General features: G+C 72.1%; 18 protein-coding genes and 2 pseudogenes. 11 read left to right on the top strand and 9 right to left on the bottom strand.

The window, feature by feature from the left end; translation table 11 throughout:
• Positions 1-490 precede the first annotated feature (490 nt).
• Positions 491-1,510 (top strand): ArsR/SmtB family transcription factor, encoded by a 1,020-nt coding sequence (locus tag ACZ4SA_RS07885; RefSeq protein WP_468270980.1) that lies wholly within the window; start codon positions 491-493, stop codon positions 1,508-1,510.
• Here ACZ4SA_RS07885 and ACZ4SA_RS07880 read toward each other — a convergent pair.
• Positions 1,480-1,713: pseudogene (locus ACZ4SA_RS07880) on the bottom strand (translocation protein TolB); the annotation flags it as partial. The gene ACZ4SA_RS07885 and the pseudogene ACZ4SA_RS07880 overlap by 31 nt on opposite strands.
• 125 nt (positions 1,714-1,838) lie before the next feature.
• Between ACZ4SA_RS07880 and ACZ4SA_RS07875 the strand changes: the two are divergent.
• Positions 1,839-2,261 carry a VOC family protein gene (locus ACZ4SA_RS07875; protein ID WP_468270978.1) on the top strand — a complete coding sequence of 141 codons (423 nt, stop codon included), beginning with the start codon at positions 1,839-1,841 and terminating at the stop codon, positions 2,259-2,261.
• A gap of 160 nt (positions 2,262-2,421) precedes the next feature.
• On the opposite strand, the gene nirD is transcribed toward ACZ4SA_RS07875, so the two are convergent.
• The 4 genes from nirD to ACZ4SA_RS07855 all read right to left on the bottom strand — a co-directional run bounded on the left by nirD (position 2,422) and on the right by ACZ4SA_RS07855 (position 7,579).
• Positions 2,422-2,784: a nitrite reductase small subunit NirD gene (nirD, locus tag ACZ4SA_RS07870; protein WP_468271236.1), complete on the bottom strand. Its 363-nt coding sequence runs from the start codon at positions 2,782-2,784 to the stop codon at positions 2,422-2,424.
• 5 nt (positions 2,785-2,789) lie between these two features.
• Entirely contained in the window at positions 2,790-5,381 is a 2,592-nt protein-coding gene (gene nirB, locus ACZ4SA_RS07865) for a nitrite reductase large subunit NirB (protein ID WP_468270976.1), read from the bottom strand.
• Position 5,382: 1 nt separating this feature from the next.
• Positions 5,383-6,609: an NAD(P)/FAD-dependent oxidoreductase gene (locus ACZ4SA_RS07860; RefSeq protein ID WP_468270974.1), complete on the bottom strand. Its 1,227-nt coding sequence runs from the start codon at positions 6,607-6,609 to the stop codon at positions 5,383-5,385.
• Between the two features lie 682 nt (positions 6,610-7,291).
• Entirely contained in the window at positions 7,292-7,579 is a 288-nt protein-coding gene (locus ACZ4SA_RS07855) for a hypothetical protein (protein ID WP_468270972.1), read from the bottom strand.
• Positions 7,580-7,852: 273 nt separating this feature from the next.
• Here ACZ4SA_RS07855 and ACZ4SA_RS07850 point away from each other — a divergent pair, with 273 nt between their 5' ends.
• The 3 genes from ACZ4SA_RS07850 to ACZ4SA_RS07840 all read left to right on the top strand — a co-directional run bounded on the left by ACZ4SA_RS07850 (position 7,853) and on the right by ACZ4SA_RS07840 (position 9,409).
• On the top strand, positions 7,853-8,464 hold the full coding sequence (locus ACZ4SA_RS07850) for an NADPH-dependent FMN reductase (protein WP_468270970.1): 612 nt from the start codon (positions 7,853-7,855) through the stop codon (positions 8,462-8,464).
• A 163-nt stretch (positions 8,465-8,627) separates the two neighbouring features.
• A complete protein-coding gene (gene cutA / locus ACZ4SA_RS07845) occupies positions 8,628-8,930 on the top strand; it encodes a divalent-cation tolerance protein CutA (RefSeq protein WP_468271234.1) in 303 nt (100 codons plus the stop codon).
• Complete coding sequence (locus tag ACZ4SA_RS07840) at positions 8,927-9,409, top strand: gamma-glutamylcyclotransferase family protein (RefSeq protein WP_468270968.1); 483 nt, start codon at positions 8,927-8,929, stop codon at positions 9,407-9,409. Before cutA ends, ACZ4SA_RS07840 begins: the two co-directional genes overlap by 4 nt.
• On the opposite strand, the gene ACZ4SA_RS07835 is transcribed toward ACZ4SA_RS07840, so the two are convergent.
• The 3 genes from ACZ4SA_RS07835 to ACZ4SA_RS07825 all read right to left on the bottom strand — a co-directional run bounded on the left by ACZ4SA_RS07835 (position 9,357) and on the right by ACZ4SA_RS07825 (position 12,921).
• A complete protein-coding gene (locus tag ACZ4SA_RS07835) occupies positions 9,357-11,486 on the bottom strand; it encodes a molybdopterin oxidoreductase family protein (RefSeq protein ID WP_468270966.1) in 2,130 nt (709 codons plus the stop codon). The two genes, ACZ4SA_RS07840 and ACZ4SA_RS07835, sit on opposite strands and share 53 nt — an antisense overlap.
• A gap of 161 nt (positions 11,487-11,647) precedes the next feature.
• A complete protein-coding gene (locus ACZ4SA_RS07830; protein WP_468270964.1) occupies positions 11,648-12,229 on the bottom strand; it encodes a TIGR03086 family metal-binding protein in 582 nt (193 codons plus the stop codon).
• Between the two features lie 77 nt (positions 12,230-12,306).
• Entirely contained in the window at positions 12,307-12,921 is a 615-nt protein-coding gene (locus ACZ4SA_RS07825) for a SanA/YdcF family protein (RefSeq protein WP_468271232.1), read from the bottom strand.
• A gap of 109 nt (positions 12,922-13,030) precedes the next feature.
• On the opposite strand from ACZ4SA_RS07825, the gene ACZ4SA_RS07820 reads away from it, so the two are divergent.
• From ACZ4SA_RS07820 to dnaG, 5 genes and pseudogenes are all read left to right on the top strand, one after another.
• A complete protein-coding gene (locus ACZ4SA_RS07820) occupies positions 13,031-13,741 on the top strand; it encodes a hypothetical protein (RefSeq protein ID WP_468270962.1) in 711 nt (236 codons plus the stop codon).
• 477 nt (positions 13,742-14,218) lie between these two features.
• A pseudogene (locus ACZ4SA_RS07815) lies at positions 14,219-15,183 on the top strand (sirohydrochlorin chelatase).
• A gap of 36 nt (positions 15,184-15,219) precedes the next feature.
• Positions 15,220-16,551: a deoxyguanosinetriphosphate triphosphohydrolase gene (locus ACZ4SA_RS07810; RefSeq protein ID WP_468270960.1), complete on the top strand. Its 1,332-nt coding sequence runs from the start codon at positions 15,220-15,222 to the stop codon at positions 16,549-16,551.
• A gap of 148 nt (positions 16,552-16,699) precedes the next feature.
• Positions 16,700-17,962 (top strand): NAD(P)/FAD-dependent oxidoreductase, encoded by a 1,263-nt coding sequence (locus ACZ4SA_RS07805; protein WP_468270958.1) that lies wholly within the window; start codon positions 16,700-16,702, stop codon positions 17,960-17,962.
• A 34-nt stretch (positions 17,963-17,996) separates the two neighbouring features.
• Positions 17,997-19,907 (top strand): DNA primase, encoded by a 1,911-nt coding sequence (gene dnaG, locus ACZ4SA_RS07800; RefSeq protein ID WP_468270956.1) that lies wholly within the window; start codon positions 17,997-17,999, stop codon positions 19,905-19,907.
• A 76-nt stretch (positions 19,908-19,983) separates the two neighbouring features.
• Here the strand turns inward: dnaG and ACZ4SA_RS07795 are convergent, their stop codons facing one another.
• A complete protein-coding gene (locus ACZ4SA_RS07795) occupies positions 19,984-20,121 on the bottom strand; it encodes a hypothetical protein (RefSeq protein WP_468270954.1) in 138 nt (45 codons plus the stop codon).
• A 296-nt stretch (positions 20,122-20,417) separates the two neighbouring features.
• Here ACZ4SA_RS07795 and ACZ4SA_RS07790 point away from each other — a divergent pair, with 296 nt between their 5' ends.
• Positions 20,418-21,497 carry an RNA polymerase sigma factor gene (locus ACZ4SA_RS07790; protein ID WP_468270952.1) on the top strand — a complete coding sequence of 360 codons (1,080 nt, stop codon included), beginning with the start codon at positions 20,418-20,420 and terminating at the stop codon, positions 21,495-21,497.
• Positions 21,498-21,588: the final 91 nt, after the last annotated feature.

Here is a 21,588-nt window from a genome sequence, read left to right as displayed (position 1 = left end):
CGGTCGGGGGCGCCCGCCCCTTCCGTATACCCCGGCGCCTTCGGCTCACCCGGCTCTGCCGCCCCTTCCGGCGCCTTCCTCCGCCTGAGGGGTCGGGGAGGTTTCTGTTGAATCGTGAGTCAGCAGAAATCGGTTGAACAGCGTATCAGTGCGCGCTCGACGTCTTAACAACAATCGAATTTCTGCCATTCGCGCCGCAAACAACGGACGGAACGCGGCCGACGGATCCCCACCCGTCGGCCGCGCTCCATTACCCGTGCCGGACACGGAGCCGCAACCTCCAGCACCGCCGCCGGACGCGCAAAGCCCCCCACGGTCCTCGCTGCGTCACATCGGTGAAGTAGGTTTCGTGCCCGACGTCGTACAGCTTTTCGGTTGACCCCCAGGCCACGCGAGGCGTTTCAACTGTGGCCGAAACACCGTGGTAACGTCCTGTGATTGCATGCATACTCAGTGATCGGGGCGATTGCGGGTGCAACATGGGGGTTCGGTGCTTCGTATTCATTTCAATGCGGACGACCTGGCGCGAGTGAGGATGGCGGCCAGGCCGGACGCTTTGTGGGAATCGATTCTCAGTTTTCACCGATTGCGCGACCGAAGGGGCGGAATGGCCTTCGGTGAATGGCGCTCCGAAGCCCGGCAGCGGTTGAAAAGTGAAACACGACTGCTCTCGGCGCTCGTGCCCCAGCGCGGATATTTCCCGGATTTCCTCACGCCTCCGCAGGGCTCGGAGGGCCTCGACCCGGGCCTCGAGGCCCTGCGGGACACACCCCCGGCGCGCCTGCACGCCGAGGTGGCACTCCTCTCCGCCCACCGCTCGCCGCTGCGCACGCTGCCCGGCCGGCTCGCCCTGCTCGCCGAGGGCAGGGCGGAGGCGGTCGCCCGGCTCGTGGGAGTGCTGCGCGCGTACTACCAGGCGGCCGTGGAGCCGTACTGGACGCACATCCTGGGCCGGGTGGAGGCGGACCGTGCCGCCCGCGGCCGCGCGCTGCTCGACGGCGGCGCGGGCGAACTCCTCGCCTCCCTGCCGCCGGTGCTGCGCTGGCGCGCGCCCGTCCTGGAGGCCGACTATCCCGTCGACCGCGAACTGCATCTGAACGGGCGGGGGCTGCTCCTGCAGCCGTCGTTCTTCTGCCGCGGGACACCGGTCGTATACCGCGACACGTCCCTGCCGCCGGTTCTCGTCTATCCGCTCTCACACAGCCACGAGCCGGCCGCCGGTGAGGTCGTGGGCGCCTCGCTGGGCCGCCTCGTGGGCCATACGCGCTCCGCGGTGCTCCAGGCCATCCGCAACGGCTGTACGACCAGTGAACTGGCCCGCAGGGCGGGGGTCTCCCTCGCCTCCGCGAGCCAGCACGCCGCCGTGCTGCGCGAGGCGGGCCTGGTGGTGACCCTGCGCCACGGCAACGCGGTGCTGCACTCGCTCACCCCGCTGGGCGCCGCCCTGCTGCGCGGCGGCGCCACACCGGAGCCCGAGCGCTATGCCCGGAACGGTCCGGTCACCTCGTAGGTGATGCCGCCCGAGGAACGGCCGCTGGTGCCGCGCCGGCTGGAGAAGTACAGCCGGCTGCCGTCGGGCGAGAAGGCCGGGCCGCAGATCTCGGAGCCCGGCCGGCCGGTCACCCGCAGGAACGGCGCGACGACGTCGTCCGGGGTGATCACGCAGATCTCCATGTTGCCGCCGTCCTCCGCGACGAACAGGTCGCCGGACGAGAAAGAATTCTTCCCCGGCAGCGATGACTGTCGGGCGGCCCGTCCGTCTACCCCTTCGAACGCAGCGAACAGCTTCGCGGCGACAGGACGCACCGCACCGCGGCGCACGACCGGGAGAGACCACCATGCCTCAGATGATCTTCGTCAACCTGCCCGTCAAGGACCTGGAGACCAGCAAGGCCTTCTGGAACAAGCTGGGTTACTCCTTCAACCCGCAGTTCTCCGGCGAGAACGAGGCCTGCCTCGTCTTCAGCGACACCATCTTCGCGATGCTGCTGACCGAGCCGCGTTTCAAGGACTTCACCAAGAAGGACATCGTCGACGCCGCCACCAGCACGGAGACCATCCTGGCCCTGAGCGCGGACAGCCGCGAAAAGGTCGACGAGTTGGCGGACGCCGCCCTCGCCGCCGGCGGCTCGCCCGCCAACGAGACCCAGGACTACGGCTTCATGTACGGCCGCTCCTTCCACGACCCCGACCACCACATGTGGGAGGTCGTGTGGATGGACGTCGAGGCGATGCAGCAGGCGACGGCCGAGGGCGAGTGACCGCGCGCCGCCGCTCGGCAGGGGGTTGCAGGGGGGCGCGAGGGGATTGCCGCTCACGCGTCGCGAAGGGTCAGGGCAGTGACAGGCGACGCGTGAGCGGAGTGTGCGAGCGGTGCGGCCGCCCGGAGCGGCCGACCGCTTACGTCCGTGCAGCCGTACCTCAGTGCAGCCGTACCTCGTACGCGGTCACCACGGTCGACTCGTCGTCCAGGCAGCGCCCGCTCCCGAGGTCGAAGCGCTGCTTGAGCAGCGGGGAGGCGACGAACGGCCGGCCGGCCAGCGAACCGAGCAGACCCCGCGAGAGGACCTGCGCGCCGGTGAACGGGTCGCGGTTGTCGATGGCGTACGGCCGGCCCTCGCGGTCCAGGAACAGCGCCGCCTGACGGCCGTCGGGCAGCAGAGCGGCCAGGCCCCGGCCGGGGATGAGACGGGACAGCGGGCACACCGCCAGCCACTCGCCGCCCACCAGGAGCTGCAACTGCGTGTCCGTCTCGGGGGCGAGCTGCTCGGGTGCGGTCGTCATTGCGGTCATCGGGCGGCACCTTCCAGGGCGTCTTCCAGCGGTCGGATGGACAGCAGCGGCAGGTCGGGCTTGACCTGGTCGCGCTCGGGCACGAACTTCACCGTCGGGTCCGGGGTGTCGGGGGCGTTGACGAAGGACACGAAGCGCAGCAGTCGTTCGGGGTCGTTCAGCGTCTCGGCCCACTCGTCCCGGTAGCCGGCGACGTGGTCGGCCATCAGCGACTCCAGCTCGGCGCAGATGCCCAGCGAGTCGTGCACGACCACGTCCCGTACGTGATCCAGGCCGCCCTCGATGCGCTCCAGCCAGGTGGAGGTGCGCTCGAGGCGGTCGGCGGTGCGGATGTAGAACATCAGGAAGCGGTCGATCAGCCGGACCAGTTCGGCGTCGGAGAGGTCCTGGGCGAGCAGGTCCGCGTGGCGCGGGGTGGCGCCGCCGTTGCCGCCGACGTACAGGTTCCAGCCGTTCGCCGTCGCGATCACGCCGAAGTCCTTCGACTGGGCCTCCGCGCACTCGCGCTGGCAGCCGGAGACCGCCGACTTCAGCTTGTGCGGCGAGCGCAGGCCCCGGTAGCGCAGCTCCAGGTCGATCGCCATGCGCACCGAGTCCTGCACGCCGTAACGGCACCAGGTCTGCCCCACACAGGACTTCACCGTGCGCAGCGCCTTGCCGTACGCGTGCCCGGACTCGAAGCCGGCGTCCACCAGCCGCGCCCAGATCTGCGGCAGCTGGTCGACGCGCGCGCCGAACATGTCGATCCGCTGACCGCCGGTGATCTTCGTGTAGAGGCCGAAGTCACGGGCCACCTCACCGATCACGATCAGCTTCTCCGGAGTGATCTCACCGCCGGGGATGCGGGGAACGATCGAGTACGAGCCGTTCTTCTGCAGATTGGCGAGATGGTGGTCGTTGGTGTCCTGCAGCGCCGCCTGCTCGCCCTCCAGGACATAGCCGCTGGCCCCGATGGTCGGCGCGAGCGAGGCGATGATCGAACCGACCGTCGGCTTGCAGATCTCGCACCCGTTGCCGCCCCTGGCCGCCTCACGGCCGTGCCCGTCGAGCAGCTGCTGGTACGAGGTGATGCGCAGCGCGCGCACGATCTCGTACAGCTCCTGGCGGGTCTGGCCGAAGCAGCCGCACAGGCCCTTGTCGACCTCGACGCCCGACGCCTCCAGCTCGGCGTTGACGAGCTGGCCGAGGACCTTGACACAACTGCCGCAGCCCGTACCGGCCTTGGTGCACTTCTTCACCTCGGGCACGGTCGTGCAGGAGTGTTCGGTGACCGCGCCGCGGATCGTGCCCTTGGTGACGTTGTGGCAGGAGCAGACGACCGCCTCGTCGGGCAGCGCGGAGGGGCCGAGCGCGGCCGGCGCACCGGCACCGGCCGGCAGCACCAGCTGTTCGGGGGACATCGGCGGCACGGAGCCGGTGAAGGCACGCAGCGTGCCGTAGGCGTCTGCGTCCCCGACCAGGATTCCGCCGAGCAGCTCGCCCCCGGGGCCGACGACCAGCTTCTTGTAGACACCGGCGCGGGAGTCGGAGTACACGACGTCGAGGCAGCCGTCGGCCGCGCCGTGCGCGTCACCGAACGAGGCCACGTCCACACCGAGCAGCTTCAGCTTGGTGGACGTGTCCGCGCCGGTGAACGACGCCACCTCGCCGTCCAGGGCGGCGGCCGCCGCATCCGCCATCTCGTAGCCGGGCGCGACGAGACCGTAGACCCGGCCGTCCGCCGCCAGCGCGCACTCGCCGATCGCGAAGACCGCCGGATCGGAGGTGCGGCACTGCTCGTCGACGATGATGCCGCCGCGCTGGCCGACCGCGAGTCCCGCGTCGCGGGCGAGCTGGTCCCGGGGCCGTACGCCCGCGGAGAAGACGACCAGGTCGGTGGCGAGCGACGAACCGTCCGAGAGCGCCATGCCGTTGACGGCGCCGCTCTCGTCGGCCGTGACCTCCTGGGTGCCGACGCCCGTGTGGACGCTCAGCCCCATGTTCTCGATGGTGCGCAGCAGCGCCGCGCCGCCGCCCTCGTCCACCTGCACCGGCATCAGGCGCGGCGCGAACTCCACGATGTGGGTCTCCAGGCCCAGTCCCTTGAGCGCGCCCGCCGCCTCGAGGCCGAGCAGACCGCCGCCGACGACGGCGCCGACGCGCGCCTTCTTGGCGTACTCCTCGATCGCGAGGAGGTCCTCGATGGTGCGGTAGACGAAGCAGCCCTCCGCGTCCTTGCCGGGCACCGGGGGCACGAACGGGTACGAGCCGGTGGCCAGCACCAGCGTGTCGTACGCGATCGTCCGGCCCGCGCGGGAGGTGACGATGCGGGCGGCGGTGTCGATGGTCTCCGCCGGGTCGTCCAGGTGCAGTTCGATGCCGTGCTTCTCCATGAAGCCGTCCTCGACCATCGACAGGTCGTCGGGCGTGTTCCCGGAGAAGTACGAGGTCAGACGGACCCGGTCGTAAGCGGCGCGGGGCTCCTCGCACAGCACGACGATCCGCGCCCGCCCGGTGACGCCGCGCTCGGCGAGGGCCTCCAGGAATCGCTGGCCGACCATCCCGTGGCCGACGACCACGATCGTGGGGGTGGTGGACGTCGCAGGCATGTCAGAGGCCTCCATCATTCGTGAGCAGGTGGAGCAGGGGGAGGGAGTCCGGCAGGGCCTCGTCGCCCTCCCAGGCCCGGGCGAGCGCGCCGACCGACGCGAGATCCCCGAGCAGAACGCCGCCGACGAGCCGGTCCCCGCGGACGACGACCTTGCGGTACGCGCCTCGGGTGGCATCGGCGAGCTGGACGACGTCGTCCCCCGGCCGGGGGGTCGGGTCGCCGAACGCGGCGAGGTCGAGCGGACTCGTCGACGAGGCCAGCGTCAGCCGGGTCAGCGCCCGGGTGCCGGTGTAGCGGGCGATGGTGCCGGTGCCGGGCACGGAGGCGTTGAGCACGGACGCGAGGACGTCCGCCTGTTCCAGCGCGGGGCCCGCCAGCCCGTGGACGACGCCGTCGTGCTCGGCGCAGTCGCCGATGGCGTGGATGTACGGGTCGGAGGTGCGCAGCTCGTCGTCGACGACGACACCGCGCCGCACCTCGAGCCCGGCGTCCACGGCCAGACCGACACGGGGCCGCACCCCGCAGGCAAGCACCACGATCTCGGCGTCCAGCGTGAAACCGTCCGCCAGGACCACCGCGCCGACCGCCCCCTCGGGGGTGGTCCGCAGTCCGCGGACCCGGCACTCGGTGTGCACCTCGACGCCGAGGAGCTCCAGGTGCGCGCGCAGCAGCGCGGACGCGGACACGTCCAGCTGGCGTTCCATCAGGTGCTCGCCCTGCTGGGCCAGCACCACCTTTGCGCCGCGGGTGGCCAGCGCACGGGCCGCGGACACGCCGAGCAGCCCGCCGCCGACGATCACCGCACGCGTCCCAGGGCCGACCGCCGCGGACAGGGCCGCGCAGTCGTCGAGGGTGCGGAAGGGGTGGACGCCGTCCGGAAGTCCAGGGCCGCCCGGTGCGCCGATGCCGCGCAGCGGCGGCAGCACCGGGTTGGAGCCGGTCGCGAGCACAAGCCGGTCGTATGCCACCGTCGTGCCGTCCGCGCAGTGCACGAGCCGCAGGCCGCGGTCGATCGCGGTCGCCCGCACACCGCGCCGCACCGGCACCTCGGGCAGGGCGATCACCTCGGGGCCGTACCGCCCCGCGAGCACCTCCGCGAGCAGCACCCGGTTGTACGGGGCGTGCGTCTCCTCGCCCAGGACCGTGACGCGGGCGCCCGCGCCGAGCTGACGCGCGAGCCGCGCGCCTGCCGTCCCGCCGCCGATCACCACGATCTCCGAAGTCATGCAAGCAGCGTGCGTCGCCGGTGTTACCCGGCAGGTTCCCTTCTGTTTCCCGCGGGGAACCTTGCCCTCAGCGGGGGCGACCGCGGGGTGTGAGGCGGGTCGGCCGCTGCCCGGGGCGCTTTCCCCCCACCCCGCCCCCGCTGTACCGATATGCGGCTCCGCCGCGTGGCGGGCTCCGCCCGGACCCGTACCGCGCGCTCCGCGCGGTGTTCGGTGGCTCCGCCTCAGACTCCCCCTGCGGCCCGGTGGCCGTGGGAGGTACCCCCAGCGGGACTTGAGGTGGCCCGCCGGCGGGGCTGGGTTGCCGCGGAGCGAAATCAGCCCGTCTGGGGCCCCACGCCTGGCGGCGTGGGAGGTACCCCGCCCATGGCCGCCAGGCCGCAGGTGGGGGTATCGAGGACACCGCGCGGAGCGCGGTCCGGGGTTCGGGGCTTGCCCCCGGGAGGAAGAGGCTCAGCACCCCCGAACGAAGCTCGGCTTCGACCAGTGGACTGCGTGAGGTGAGCCGGCCCCTGAGCGTCGCCGCCGGCGGAAGCCGATCCGTGCCGGAAGCCGATCCGTGCCGGAAGCCGATCCGTGGCGGAAGTCGCCCCGTGGCGGAAGTCGCCCCGCCCCCGTCGGCTCGGGGCCTGACGGGAGCGGGGGATCCGGCGGTACGAGGGACGGTAGGGGTACCGGTCCGTCAGCCTCTCTGCGCGCCGCTCGCCCGGCGGCGCAGGAGCAGCGTTCCGCCCACGGCGGCTGCGGTCAGTACCGCCGCGCCCGCCGCGATCTGGGTGGTGTCGGGGCCCACGCTTCCGCCGACGCCGGATATGACATGCCCGCTCGTCCACGGCTTCCTGCCCGGGGTGGCGGGTGACGGGTACACCTTCAGCTCCCCGAAGTCCCTGGCATGTGCCCCGCGGGCACCGGAACCGGCCGTGGCAGGCACTGGCGCGATGCCGGTCGGCGGGCGGGCGGTGGTGCGCATGAGGCCTCCGAGGGAGCGCGTGATGCGGTGTGTCGTCCTTTCAGAGGTAAGAGGCGCGCCGTGCCCCGCGCCTGCTGATGGCGAATCAGATTACGTCGTCCGGTACGGCGTGGCGCCTTGGACGGAGTGTGTCGCTGCAGGTCGTGGACGTTGGTGCCGCGTCAGCCGGGCGTGTCGCGCCCACCGGACCGAACGGGTGACCGGCGCCCCCTCTGAGATTGATCGCAGGTGGCGCTTGACCTCAACCAAGCTTGAGGTATGAGACTCCTCGGCATGGACATCAACACGCCTGACACCCCGGCCACCCCCGCCCCCCTCCAGCTCGCCGTCATCATCGGCAGCAACCGCGACGGCCGCTTCGGTACCACCGTCGCCCGATGGTTCCTCTCCCGCGCCGCTCAGCGCGAGGACTTCACCGTCGAGGTGGTCGACCTGGCCGACGCGGACCTGCCCACCGCGCTCTCCTACAACCCCTCGCCCCACGTGACGGCCGAGCTGGCCAAGGTCACCCCGCAGCTCGCCGCCGCCGATGCCTTCGTCGTCCTCACCCCCGAGTACAACCACTCCTTCCCCGCCGCTCTCAAGAGCCTCGTCGACTGGCACTTCGCCGAGTGGCAGGCCAAGCCCGTCGGCTTCGTCTCCTACGGAGGCATTTCCGGCGGCCTGCGCGCGGTCGAGCAGCTGCGCCAGGTCTTCGCCGAGCTGCACGCCGTCACCGTCCGCGACACGGTGTCCTTCCACAACGCGGGCGCCCTCTTCGACGACGCCGGCAACCACCGCGACCCGAGCGCCCCTGATGCCGCCGCCAAGACGATGCTGGACCAGCTCTCCTGGTGGGGCGATGCCCTGCGGTCCGCCAAGTCCGTCCGCCCCTACGCGAGCTGAAGGACCACGGGCGTGCCGTAGCCGCAGTTGCGTACGGTGGCGGGGTGGGGCCCGACCGGCCCCCCCGCCCCGCACCCGTATACAAGCCGACGACCGAGCCGACGACCGAGAAGGAGCCCGTGCCGTGGAACAGACCCCCGCCGCGCCGCCGCTGCTCACCGTGATGACCACGACCGACAGCGCGGACAAGGCGCAGAAGCTCGCGCGGGACGCGGTCGAGGCCCGGCTGGCCGCGTGCGCGCAGATTTCCGCGCCGGTGACCTCGGTCTACCACTGGCAGGACGCCATCGAGACCGCGGAGGAGTGGCAGGTCCTCTTCAAGACGACACCGGCCTGCTACAACGCCCTCGAGGCACACCTGACCGCCGCCCACGACTACGAGACCCCGGAGATCATCGCCACCCCGGTGGTGCGAGTGAACGCTGCCTACGCGGCCTGGGCGCGAGCGGAGACCGTGGCCCGATGAGCGCGCGGGACCGGCTTCCGTTCTTCGTCTACGGCACCCTGCGGCCGGGCGAACGCAACCACGACCTGTTCCTGCGGGGCCGTACGACAGCGGAGCGCCCGGCCCTGCTGCCGGGCGCGCGGCTCTACGAGGGCCCCGGCTACCCGTACGCCGTCGACGACCCGGGCGGCCCGGTCGCCGCCGTCGGCGAGGTGGTGACGGCGTCGCCCCAGGAGTACCGGCGACTGCTCGCGGCTCTGGACCGGCTCGAGGAGTACACCGGCCGGCCGGGCCATCCGGACAACCTGTACGAGCGGGTGATCCGGGACGTCGTCCTCGAGGACGGCACGGCGGTCCGGGCCTGGGTCTACGTGGCCGCCGAGCCGTTGGCCCGCGAGCTGCGGGCCCGCGGCGCCCCCGTCGACGGCGCGGACTGGCACGAAGCGGTCACCGGGCGGCTGCCCGGCTCACCGACTCCACCCGCACCGCGCACACCTTGAACTCCGGCATGCGCGAGGTCGGGTCCAGCGCCGGGTTCGTCACCGTGTTGACCCGGCCTTCGCCCGGCCAGTGGAACGGCATGAACACGGTGTCCGGCCGGATTCCCGTGGTGATCCGCGCCGGCCCGCTCGCCCGGCCGCGCCGGGACACCACGGCGACCGGCTCTCCCTCTTGGACACCGAGACGTTCCGCCAGCTGCGGATGCAGCTCGACGAACGCACTCGGCGCGGCGGTGTTCAGCTCGTCCACCCGCCTCGTCTGCGCCCCCGACTGGTACTGGGCGACCACCCGCCCGGTCGTCAGCAAGACCGGATACTCGGCGTCGGGCTCCTCGGCGGCCGGCCGGTGCCCCACGGACACGAACCGTGCCCGTCCGTCGGGGGTGGCGAACCGGTCGAGGAACAGACGCGGCGTCCCGGGGTGCGCACCGGCCTCCTGCGGGCCCTCCCCTTCAGGGCAGGGCCAGAACACGCCGTTCTCCTCGGCGATCCTGCGGTACGTGATGCCGGAGTAGTCGGCCGGGCCGCCCGCGGACGCGCGCCGCAACTCCTCGAAGACCTCCTCCGGGTCGGCCGGGAAGCCCTTCTCGTGCCCGAGCAGCGCCGCGAGCGCGCTCAGCACCTCGAGATCGCTGCGCACACCCTCCGGGGCGTCGAGCGCCTTGCGGCGCAGCAGCACCCGGCCTTCCAGGCTGGTCGTCGTGCCGGTCTCCTCCGCCCATTGGGTCACCGGCAGCACCACGTCCGCGAGCGCCGCCGTCTCCGAGAGCACCACGTCCGCGACGGCCAGGAAGTCCAGCGCCTTGAGCCGCCCCTCGATGTGCGCGGCGCGCGGCGCGGAGACGACCGGGTTCGAGCCCATCAGCAGCAGCGACTTCACCTCGCCGCCCAGCGCGTCCAGCAGCTCGTACGCACTGCGTCCCGGACCGGGCAGCGACTGTGGGTCGACGCCCCACACACCGGCCACATGGGCCCGCGCCGCCGGGTCGTCCAGCTTGCGGTAACCCGGCAGCTGGTCGGCCTTCTGGCCGTGCTCGCGGCCGCCCTGGCCGTTGCCCTGCCCGGTCAGACAGCCGTAGCCGGACAGCGGACGGCCCGCCCGCCCGGTCGCCAGGCACAGGTTGATCCACGCGCTCACGGTGTCCGTGCCCTTGGAGTGCTGCTCGGGGCCGCGGGCCGTCAGCACCATGGCGGACGGCGCGTCGCAGAACAGCCGCACCGCCTCGCGCAGCTGGGGCACGCCCACGCCGGTGATCCGCTCGACCAGCTCCGGCCAGTGCGCCATCGCGGCGGCCCTGGCGTCGGCCCAGCCGCTCGTACGCTCCGCGAGGAACTCCTCGTCGGTGCGCCCCTGGGCCACCACTTCGTGCAGCAGGCCCAGCGCGAGCGCCAGATCGGTGCCGGGACGCGGCGCCAGATGAAGATCGGCCTGCTCCGCCGTCTTCGTACGCCGGGGGTCGACGACGATCAGCGTGCCGCCGTTTTCCTTCAGTTCGGTGAGATAACGCAGCGCGGGCGGCATCGTCTCCGCGAGGTTGGAGCCGACGAGGATGACACAGCCGGTCTTCGGAATGTCCTCGAGCGGGAACGGCAGCCCGCGGTCGAGGCCGAACGCCTTGATGTGCGCGGCCGCCGCCGACGACATGCAGAAACGGCCGTTGTAGTCGATCTGAGAGGTGCCGAGCACGACCCGGGCGAACTTCCCGAGCGTGTACGCCTTCTCGTTGGTCAGCCCGCCGCCGCCGAAGACGCCCACCGCGTCGGCGCCGTGCAGGTCCGTCGTACGCCGCAGCCCGTTGGCGACCGTACGCAGTGCCTCCTCCCAGGTGGCCGGTTCGAGCCGGCCTGTGGCGTGGCTTCTGACGAGCGGCCCGGTCAGGCGCACCCGGGAGGAGAGAAGGGCGGGCGACGTACGGCCCTTGCCGCACAGAGCGCCCCGGTTGACGGGGAAGTCGGGGCGCTCCACCACCTCGACGACCGGCTCGGCGTCGGGACCGGAAGCGGATCCGCGGCGCAGATTCATGCCGCACTGCAGGGCGCAGTAGGGGCAGTGGGTCGGGGTGGTCTCGTCGCGCATGACGCCCAGCGTGGAACATCCGTGTTACGCGCGCGGACGCGGCACATTACGGACGAGGTACACCTGGCTCCGCGACCGGCCCGCGACGGCGTGAGGAGCCGCCGCGGGCTGTCGGTCGTCGGTTTCCGGCCGTCTTCAGACGCGGCGGCTGTCGTTCGTCGTCAGGCGCGGCGGCCCAGCATCGCCAGCAGCCTCGACTGCGGGTCGTCGCCCGGCGGCGGCTCGATCGGCGGGGCGAAGAGCCCGGACTTCGACAGCTCCGCCGCGTACGGGGCGACCTCGTCCAGGGCGAAGGCCACCAGCGCGTCCGGAAGCCGCTCGTCCGCGCCGATTCCGCGCGACAGGTCCCAGGCGTGCACCACCGCGTCGCTGATCATCTGCGCGCAGTACGCCGTGGCCGGTGTCTCCCCGTACGACAGTTGCACGGTCCCCTCCAGCGCCCCGTCCGCCGAGAACGCCTTGTGGGCGGTGCGGGCGGCCGCGTCCCAGGTACGGCGGGGATGCTCGCCGAGGACGTCGCCGTCGTACGCGTCCCCGATGTCCTCGATGGTGGCCTGCTCCGTCACCAGATCGGGCACCCACAGCTGTTCGGCCGTGAGGTGATTGACGAGATCGCGCACCGACCACTCGGTGCACGGGGTGGGGTCGTCCCACTGGTCGTCCCGCACGGCGTGCACCCGGTCGGTGAAGAGGGCCAGCGCCTCGGTGTGCCGCGTCAGCAGTGTTGCCGCGTCTTTTCTCATACCGCTCACTTTTGCGCGCCGGGGATGCGGAGGCGAGCGTAGGCGTCCGTGAGCCTTCGGCGTGTCAGAGCTGCCTGTCAGCGGCGGGCGTCCGCGAGGGCGTCCCGGACGCCCGGTTCCTGCGCGCCCAGGAACCGGGGATCCGGCCGGAAGACGGCGTCCAGCGACGCCTTTCCCGCCGCGAACATCTCGCGCGCACTGCCGTAGTACCAGGTCGCGTCATGGGGTTCCGCGACCCCGACGCCGTACGAGTCGACGCCGGCCGACCGGCACAGCGCGACGGCCCGGCGGATGTGGAAGCCCTGAGTGACGAGCAGCGCCCGCTGCACCCCGAAGATCTTCTTCGCCCGAACGCACGAGTCCCAGGTGTCGAACCCGGCGTAGTCGCTGACGATCCGGTCGTCCGGCACGCCGCGCTCGGTCAGATACGTCCGCATGGCGTCCGGCTCGTCGTACTCCACCCGGCTGTTGTCGCCGGTGACCAGCACCACCTCGACCTTGCCGGTCCGGTACAGCTCGGCAGCGGCGTCCAGCCGGTGGGCGAGGTACGGGGAGGGCCGGCCACGCCACAGCCCGGCGCCGAAGACGAGCGCGACGTCCCGGACCGGTGCCTCGGCCACCGTACGGATCCGGCTGTCGGCGACGGCGTGCATCCAGGTCATGGGCGCGAGCCCGAGCACACAGCCGAGCATGACCGCCTGCACGACGAGTCGCCGCTTCTTCGTTGCTCTCACGCCGAGTCAGACGACGGATGAGGTAAAACGGTTCGTCTCGCGCCTCTCGTGTTGGGAGGATCGGCCCATGATCGACGAGAGGGCGAAGTCGGCCGCCCGCAACAACGCCGAGTGGTGCGAGGCCATGTGCCGGGCGCACGGCCTCCCCGGCACGTTCGGCGCCCGCGCCTGGACCAATGCGCACCGCACGCCAATGCTCTACCCCGACGCTGTGACGCTGACGGCGGACGCAACGTCCGACGACATCCTGGGCGGGGTCGATCTGACCGCCCCCGGCTGCTCGGTCAAGGACAGTTTCGCATCGCTGGACCTGTCCGCGGCGGGGTTCGAGGTCCTCTTCGAGGCGCAGTGGCTGCACCGGCCCGCGGACCTGCCTGCGCCCGCAGCTCCCGAGGGCGTCGAATGGGCTCGCGTTGCCACCCCCGCCGAACTGGCCGAATGGGCGACGGCCTGGAACGCCGACGAGAGCCTCACGGACCCGTTCCGCCCGGAACTGCTTGCCGCCCCCGAGTCCGCCTTCCTCGCGGGCCGTGCGGCCGGCCGGGTGGTGGCGGGCGCGGTGGTGAGCGTGAGCGGGGGAGGGGACGCGGCGGGCGTGTCCAACCTCTTCACGACGGACGACGACCTCGGCGCGGCGTGGGCGGGCTGCTTGTCGACGCTGGCACGGGAGTGGCCGGGGATGCCGGTGGTGGGCTACGAGAGCGGCGACGCGCTCGCCGCGGCGCGGGCAGCCGGGTGCGTGCCGACGGGGACGCTGCGGGTCTGGCTGGCGCGGTAGCCCCTGCGGGGGTGTTTCCCCCACCCCACCCCGTTCCCTTCCCGAACCGCGGCGCAGTCCTCCTGCACCTGGCGGCGTGGGGACGCCCCCGGGTCCCGGTCACCCCATGCGTGCGGTGACCGGGCTCCCGCTCCCGCGACGGCCTGCCGGGAGCGGGAGGGGTACCTCCCACGGCAGGGGGAGTGCCCCCGGAGGGGCTCGGTTCGTTCCGCGAAACCGGCTCCGCCGGCAGGTCCGGCTCCGCAGGCAACTGCCAGCCGCGTCGCGGGTACCGCCCACGGCGGCCACGGTCGCAGGGGCGTGACGCGTGGGGCGCCGGCGGAGCCCCCGGGAGACGCTCCGCAGCACCCCCCGCCGCCACGGGGCAGCCCCCGGGCGGGAGACCGCCCCGGTGGCTCGCCCCGCCCGTGAGGCCCCGGCAAAGACCCGTCACCCTCACGCAACAACCCCGCAACCTCCACCCGTCACCATCGGTCCATGACGGAGCCGGAACACCTTCGTGAGTCCCCGCCCCTCCCCAGCGCCGCCTCCGGCGCGGTCGCCGACGCCGCCGACACCGCCGTCCACTTCGACACCGCCGTCGAAATGCTCACGCGTATCACCGCTCAGCTCGGCACCCAGCTGAGTCACGTCCGACTGAACGGAACCCGCCACGCATGCCCCCCAGCCGCCCCACCCCCGCCGGCCCCGAGAGCGGCCCCGCACTTGTCGTCGTCGCCCACGGCAGCCGTGACCCGCGTGCCCTGCTGACCGTCTCCGCTCTCCTCGACCGCGTCCGCGAGCTCCGGCCAGGGCTCGACGTCCGTCTCGGCCACATCGAGCTGAACGAGCCGCTGCTGTCCGACATCCTCGCCGGGTCCGCGAACCGTCCCGCCGTGCTCGTGCCGCTCCTGCTGAGCCGCGGCCACCACGTCAAGCACGACCTCCCGCAGGCCGCCGCGCGGACACCCGGCGCCGACATTCGCATCGCCCGCCCGCTGGGCCCGCATCCGCTCCTCGTGGAGGCGCTCCTCTCCCGCCTGGCCCAGGCGGGCTGGAGCGCCGAGGACGGCACGAGCCGCAGCGCGGGTGTCGTGCTCGCGTCCGCAGGCTCGCGCGACCCGGAGTCCGCGGAGGACACCCGGCGCATGGCGGAGATGCTCGGCGAGAGGCTCGGTGGTGTACCGGTCGTCGCCGCGTACGCCTCCGCCCTCGCGCCCACCGTCCCCGCCGCGATCCGCGCGCTGACGGCCCGCGGCCGTCACCGGATCGCGGTCGCCTCGTACTTCACCGCGCCCGGCCTGTTCTCCACCCGCAGCGCCGCCGCCGCGCCCTGGATCGCCGCGGAGCCGCTGGGCACGCACCCCGCCGTCGCCAGGCTGCTGCTGCACCGCTACGACGAGGCGCGCTGTCTTCCCGGCAGCTCACGGACCGCCCAACGGCTGGAACTGTCCGCCGCGTAGGCCCCGGCTGTCGGCCGCTCCGGTTACCTTCGGTGCATGGACGGCACCACCAGCACCGCAGACACCGGCCGGGACACCGGCACCGGGCCGGACACCGGCACCGGCTACGACGACGCGGCCGCAGAGCGCTGGGCGGCCGAGCCGGACAAGCGCCCGGGCCGCACGGCCTTCCAGCGCGACCGGGCACGCGTACTGCACTCCTCCGCGCTGCGCCGCCTCGCGGGCAAGACCCAGGTGGTGACACCCGGCACCCGCAGCCACGCCTGGGACGCCAGCCCCCGCACCCGGCTGACGCATTCCCTGGAGTGCGCCCAGGTCGGGCGCGAGCTGGGCGCGGCCCTCGGCTGCGACCCGGATCTTGTCGAGGCGGCGTGCCTCGCGCACGACATGGGCCACCCGCCGTTCGGCCACAACGGTGAGCAGGCGCTCAACGAGTTCGCCCTGGACTGCGGCGGCTTCGAGGGCAACGCCCAGTCCCTGCGCCTGCTCACCCGAATCGAGCCCAAGCGCTTCGTGCACACGGAGGGGGGCGAGCCTGTCAGCGTCGGACTGAACCTCACCCGGGCCACGCTCGACGCCGCCACCAAGTACCCCTGGCCGCGCGGCGGTCACCCCACCGAGCCCGGTTCGGGGAAGTTCGGGGTCTACGAGGACGATCTGCCGGTCTTCGAGTGGGCGCGTGCCGGTGCCCCCGCGTACCGCAAGTGCCTCGAGGCCCAGGTGATGGACTGGTCCGACGACGTCGCGTATTCGGTGCACGACTTCGAGGACGGCCTGCACGCCGGGCACATCGACCCCAACTGCCTCGACTCGGAGACGGAGCGCGCCGGCATCTGGTCGGTGGCCATCGGCAGGTACGTACCCGAGGACACCGACCCGCAGGAGCTGTCCGACGCGCTCGACCGGCTCGTCGACCAGGTGTGGTGGCCGCATCACTACGACGGCTCCGCGGTCGCCCAGGCGCGGCTGAAGGACGCCACCAGCCAGCTCATCGGCAGGTTCGCGCTCGCAGCGGAGGGCGCGACCCGTCAGGCGTACGGCGACGGCAGCCTCACGCGGTACGCGGCGGAGCTGGTCGTTCCGCGCTCCACGCGCAACGAGTGCGCCGTGCTGAAGGCCGTCGCCGACCGCTATGTGATGCAGCGCGCCGAGCAGGAGGCGCTCCGCGCCGACCAGCGCATCGTGCTCGCAGAGCTGGCGGAGGCGCTCACGGCGCGTGCGCCGGAGGGACTGGAGCCGCAGTTCCGCGCGATGTTCGAGACGGCGGCGGACGACCGGTCGCGCAAGCGGGTGATCGTCGACCAGATCGCGAATCTGACCGACGCCTCCGCCCGCACCCTGCACGCCCGTCTCACGACCCGGCGCTGAGCACGGCGCTGCGAACGGCGCTCCAAGTGAGCGCCGAGTGAATCGTCCGGTTTTGACATGCCGAGGGGTACTCCCTCTTCCGCCGTACCGCTCAGTGCGGGACGCTCGCTGAAGACTGCGCTGCGGAGAAGTAACGAGGAGGCATCACGTGGTCGACGCACACAGGACATTCGTCATCGTCGGCGGTGGGCTGGCGGGAGCCAAAGCCGCCGAGACCCTCCGTGCCGAGGGGTTCACCGGACGAGTGATCCTCGTCGGCGACGAGCGCGACCACCCGTACGAACGGCCGCCGTTGTCCAAGGGCTATCTGGTCGGCAAGGACGAGCGCGACAGCGTCTTCGTCCACGAGCCCGGCTGGTACGCCCGGGCCGACATCGAGCTGCACCTCGGCCAGACGGTCGTCTCCGTCGACCGCGAGGCCCACGCGGTGCGCCTCGGCGACGGCACCGTCCTTCAGTACGACAAGCTGCTGCTCGCCACGGGCGCCGAGCCCCGCCGTCTGGACATCCCCGGCACCGACCTCGCCGGCGTCCACCATCTGCGCCGTCTCGCCCACGGCGACCGGCTGCGGCACGTGCTCGGCGCGCTCGGCCGCGACAACGGCCACCTGCTCATCGCGGGTGCCGGCTGGATCGGCCTGGAGGTCGCGGCGGCCGCCCGCGGATACGGCGCTGAGGTCACGGTCATCGAACCGGAGGCCACCCCCCTCCACCAGGTCATCGGCCCCGAGCTGGGCCAGTTCTTCACCGAACTGCACCGCGACCACGGCGTCCGCTTCCACTTCGGCGTCCGCCTCACCGAGATCACCGGGCAGGACGGAATGGTCCTCGCCGCCCGTACCGACGACGGCGAGGAACACCCGGCCCACGAAATCCTCGCCGCGATCGGAGCCGCTCCGCGCACCGCGCTCGCCGAGTCCGCGGGCCTGGCGCTCGCCGACCGGGCACACGGCGGCGGCATCGCCGTCGACGAGAGCCTGCGCACCTCCGACCCCGACATCTACGCCGCGGGCGACGTCGCCGCCGCCCGGCACCCGCTGATCGGTGCCCGGCTGCGCGTCGAGCACTGGGCGAACGCGCTGAACGGCGGCCCGGCCGCCGCCCGCGCCATGCTCGGCCAGGACATCTCCTACGACCGCGTCCCCTACTTCTTCTCCGACCAGTACGACCTGGGGACGGAGTACTCGGGCTGGGCCCCGCCCGGCTCCTACGACCAGGTGGTGCTCCGCGGCGACGTCGGAAAGCGGGAGTTCATCGCGTTCTGGCTCAAGGACCGCCGGGTGCTGGCCGGGATGAACGTCAACGTGTGGGACGTCACCGCGCCGATCCAGCAGCTGATCCGCTCCGGGGCACGTACGGACCCCCAGACCCTGGGCGATCCGAACGTGCCGCTCACCGATCTGGCCGGCTGACCGGAGTGTCGCCGCACCACCGTAGAATTCACGCGTGGCAGGCAGGATCAACGATGACGACGTGAAGGCGGTCCGGGACGCGGTCCCGATCGACGCCGTCGTTTCCGAGTACCTCCAGCTGCGCAACGCCGGCGGTGGAAACCTCAAGGGCCTGTGCCCCTTCCACGACGAGAAGTCCCCTTCCTTCCAGGTCAGCCCGAGCAGGGGTCTCTTCCACTGCTTCGGCTGCCAGGAGGGCGGCGACACGATCTCCTTCGTGATGAAGATCGACCATCTCTCGTTCTCCGAGACGGTCGAGCGCCTCGCCGCCCAGGCGGGCATCACCCTGCGCTACGAGGAGGGCGGTTACAACCCGACCCACCAGCGCGGCGAGCGGATCAGGCTGGTCGAGGCCCACAAGATCGCCGCCCAGTTCTATGTGGAGCAGCTGGACGGTCCGGAGGCGGAGATCGGCCGGAAGTTCCTCGCCGAGCGCGGCTTCGACCAGGCCGCCGCCCAGCACTTCGGCGTGGGCTACAGCCCGGCCGGCTGGGACCACCTCACGCGTTATCTGCGCGGCAAGGGCTTCAGCGACAAGGAGCTGCTGCTCTCCGGCATCTCGCAAGAGGGCCGCCGCGGCCCCATCGACCGCTTCCGCGGCCGGCTCATGTGGCCCATCAGGGACATCACCGGCGAGGTCGTCGGTTTCGGCGCGCGCAAGCTCCGCGACGACGACAACGGCCCGAAGTACCTGAACACCCCAGAGACCGGGATCTACAAGAAGTCGCAGGTGCTCTACGGCATCGACCTGGCCAAGAAGGAGATCGCCCGCACCACCAAGGCCGTCGTCGTCGAGGGCTACACGGACGTCATGGCCTGCCACCTCGCGGGCGTCACCACCGCGATCGCCACCTGCGGCACGGCGTTCGGCGGCGACCACATCAAGATCCTGCGCCGACTGCTGATGGACAACGCGACCGCGGAGGTCATCTTCACCTTCGACGGCGACGCGGCCGGGCAGAAGGCAGCCCTGCGTGCCTTCGAGGACGACCAGAAGTTCGCTGCCGAGACCTCCATCGCGATCACCCCCGGCGGTATGGACCCCTGCGAGCTGCGCCTCGCGGAGGGCGACGACTCGGTCAAGAAGCTCGTCGAGTCGCGCACCCCGCTCTTCGAGTTCGCGATCCGGCACGTGGTGACCCGGCACAACCTGGAGACACCCGCGGGCCGAGCCGCAGCTCTCGACGAGGCCGCCCCGATCGTCGCCGGCATCAAGAACGTCGCCATCCAGCACGAGTCGGCGGTCCAACTCGCCGGCATTCTCGGGATCATGGACACCCAGTTCGTGGTCAAGCGGGTCGCCCAGCTGGCCCGCTGGGCCCGCGAGCGCGGCGGCGCAGGCGGCCGCGGACAGGACCGGCCTGGCCGGCCGCGCGCGTACGACACCCCGGCGCAGCCACCGGCGGCGGCCTCCGGCCCGGCGATCAACCTGCGCAGCCCCGCCCACCGAACCGAGCGCGAGCTGCTCAAACTCGCCCTCCAGCACCCGGAGTTGGTCTCCCCGGCGTTCGACGCCTACGGCATCGACGAGTTCACGGCCCCGCCGTACGCAGCGGTGCGCCAGACCATCGAGGAGGCGGGCGGCGCCGAACAGGGGACGCACGAGACCTCCGGCTACCTCGCCCGCGTCCGCGACGCCGCTCCCAACGACACCGTCCGCGCGCTGGTCACCGAGCTCGCCGTGGAAGCGGTGCACGCGCGCACGGTCGACGAGATGTACGCGGGCGTCCAGCTCGTCCAGGTCCGCCTGCGCGCGGTCGACCGCCGCATCCGCGACGTCCAGGGCACGATGGCCCGCCTGGGCGGCAACGCGGACCCGGAGAAGTACGCGGCGGTCGCGAACGAGCTGTGGGTGCTCCAGCAGTACGCCCAGTCACTGCGCAACCAGGGCGCGGCGGCGCTGTAGCGCACCGGACTGCGACGCGCCACCGTGCGGCGGGCGTTCCACGACAGATGGGCGCCGTGCCGGACGGCGAGCGCGGTCAGGGCGGCGCGAGCCCGTCGGCCGCAACCCGTTGCGCGGCGTATCCCCGGTGGCCGCGCAGGGTCAGCATCGGCTGCGACATCCGGCCGCGCGCCAGCACGATGTGGGTCGCCTTGAGCCCTGCCGCGGCTGCCACGCGTCGAGCCGGCGCACCCCGGCCGTGTCCTCACAGCGGACGGTCACATGCGTCTCGTACGCGCCCTGGGTCTCGCTGTCGTACTCGTGTTCGTCGGTCTCACGCACCGGCCGATCCTGTCAGATCACCACACATGAGGGCATCCGAGTAACCGGCCGGTCACGCACGGGTCTCAGAAAGTCACCGCACGCCCCTCGTGGCAGCGATGTGTCGTACCCCACACTGGTTGGCGGTGCCTGAGCCCTCGGAGTAGCCCCCGCCCCCCGACCGGCAGCGATCACCCTGGAGGTCGCCCCGTGCAGACCCAGATCCTCACCGATGCGGCCGTCGCCGTTGCCGGGCAGGTGCCCGCGCAGGGCCTGCCCGCCGGGCACCCCGACGCCGTGCCGGGAAGCGTGAACGAAGAGTTGGTGGAGCTGCCGGAGCCGCCCAGGCCCGCACGGAGGAACACCGCCGACTCCGGCGGTCCGTCCTCCGACCTCTTCCGCCAGTATCTGCGGGAGATCGGACGCATCCCGTTGCTCACGGCCGCCGAGGAGGTCGAGCTCGCCCGCCGGGTCGAAGCCGGGCTCTTCGCGGAGGAGCGCCTCGCGACCACATCCGACCCGGATTCCCAACTGGCCGTCGACCTCGACCGCCTCGTCGTCATGGGCCGGATGGCGAAACGCCGCCTCATCGAGGCCAATCTCCGCCTCGTGGTCTCCGTCGCCAAGCGGTACGTGGGCCGCGGGCTGACGATGCTCGACCTGGTCCAGGAGGGAAACCTCGGCCTGATCAGGGCGGTCGAGAAGTTCGACTACGCCCGCGGCTACAAGTTCTCCACGTACGCGACGTGGTGGATCCGCCAGGCCATGTCACGTGCGCTCGCGGACCAGGCCCGCACGATCCGGGTGCCCGTCCACGTCGTCGAACTGATCAACCGCGTGGTGCGGGTCCAGCGCCGCATGCTCCAGGAGCGGGGTTACGAGCCCACCCCCGAAGAGGTGGCCGCGCACCTCGAACTGACCTCGGAGCGGGTCAGCGAGGTGCTGCGGCTGGCCCAGGAACCGGTGTCCCTGCACGCCCCGGTGGGCGAGGAGGACGACGTGGCGCTCGGCGACCTCATCGAGGACGGCGACGCGACCTCCCCCGTGGAGTCCGCCGCGTTCCTGCTGTTGCGCCAGCATCTGGAAGCGGTGCTGTCCACGCTCGGCGAGCGCGAACGCAAGGTGGTCCAACTCCGTTACGGCCTCGACGACGGCCGCCCGCGCACCCTCGAGGAGATAGGCCGACTCTTCGGCGTGACGCGGGAACGCATCCGCCAGATCGAGTCGAAGACCCTCAACAAGCTTCGCGACCACGCCTTCGCGGACCAGCTCCGCGGCTACCTGGACTGACCCGCACGCGGGGCATGCACATGAAAACGGTCCCGCGTCGCACGGAACGGGCCCGCATGCGGAACGGGCCCGCACCGCCGCGCAGGGCGGT

It is taken from the genome of Streptomyces sp. NPDC027962 (assembly GCF_055566095.1).
The sequence above is the reverse complement of the archived record's forward strand: the minus strand, read 5'-3'. Positions and strand labels throughout refer to the sequence as shown.

Bases quoted from the DNA above. Each gene is read 5' to 3' on its own strand.
- nirB (WP_468270976.1), bottom strand. From the start codon at position 5,381: ATGCCTGCGACGTCCACCACCCCCACGATCGTGGTCGTCGGCCACGGG.
- nirD (WP_468271236.1), bottom strand. From the start codon at position 2,784: ATGACGACCGCACCCGAGCAGCTCGCCCCCGAGACGGACACGCAGTTG.
- ACZ4SA_RS07810 (WP_468270960.1), top strand. From the start codon at position 15,220: ATGGACGGCACCACCAGCACCGCAGACACCGGCCGGGACACCGGCACC.
- ACZ4SA_RS07840 (WP_468270968.1), top strand. From the start codon at position 8,927: ATGAGCGCGCGGGACCGGCTTCCGTTCTTCGTCTACGGCACCCTGCGG.
- ACZ4SA_RS07875 (WP_468270978.1), top strand. From the start codon at position 1,839: ATGCCTCAGATGATCTTCGTCAACCTGCCCGTCAAGGACCTGGAGACC.
- ACZ4SA_RS07850 (WP_468270970.1), top strand. From the start codon at position 7,853: ATGGACATCAACACGCCTGACACCCCGGCCACCCCCGCCCCCCTCCAG.
- ACZ4SA_RS07825 (WP_468271232.1), bottom strand. From the start codon at position 12,921: ATGCTCGGCTGTGTGCTCGGGCTCGCGCCCATGACCTGGATGCACGCC.
- ACZ4SA_RS07835 (WP_468270966.1), bottom strand. From the start codon at position 11,486: ATGCGCGACGAGACCACCCCGACCCACTGCCCCTACTGCGCCCTGCAG.
- ACZ4SA_RS07820 (WP_468270962.1), top strand. From the start codon at position 13,031: ATGATCGACGAGAGGGCGAAGTCGGCCGCCCGCAACAACGCCGAGTGG.
- cutA (WP_468271234.1), top strand. From the start codon at position 8,628: ATGACCACGACCGACAGCGCGGACAAGGCGCAGAAGCTCGCGCGGGAC.
- ACZ4SA_RS07830 (WP_468270964.1), bottom strand. From the start codon at position 12,229: ATGAGAAAAGACGCGGCAACACTGCTGACGCGGCACACCGAGGCGCTG.
- ACZ4SA_RS07855 (WP_468270972.1), bottom strand. From the start codon at position 7,579: ATGCGCACCACCGCCCGCCCGCCGACCGGCATCGCGCCAGTGCCTGCC.
- ACZ4SA_RS07860 (WP_468270974.1), bottom strand. From the start codon at position 6,609: ATGACTTCGGAGATCGTGGTGATCGGCGGCGGGACGGCAGGCGCGCGG.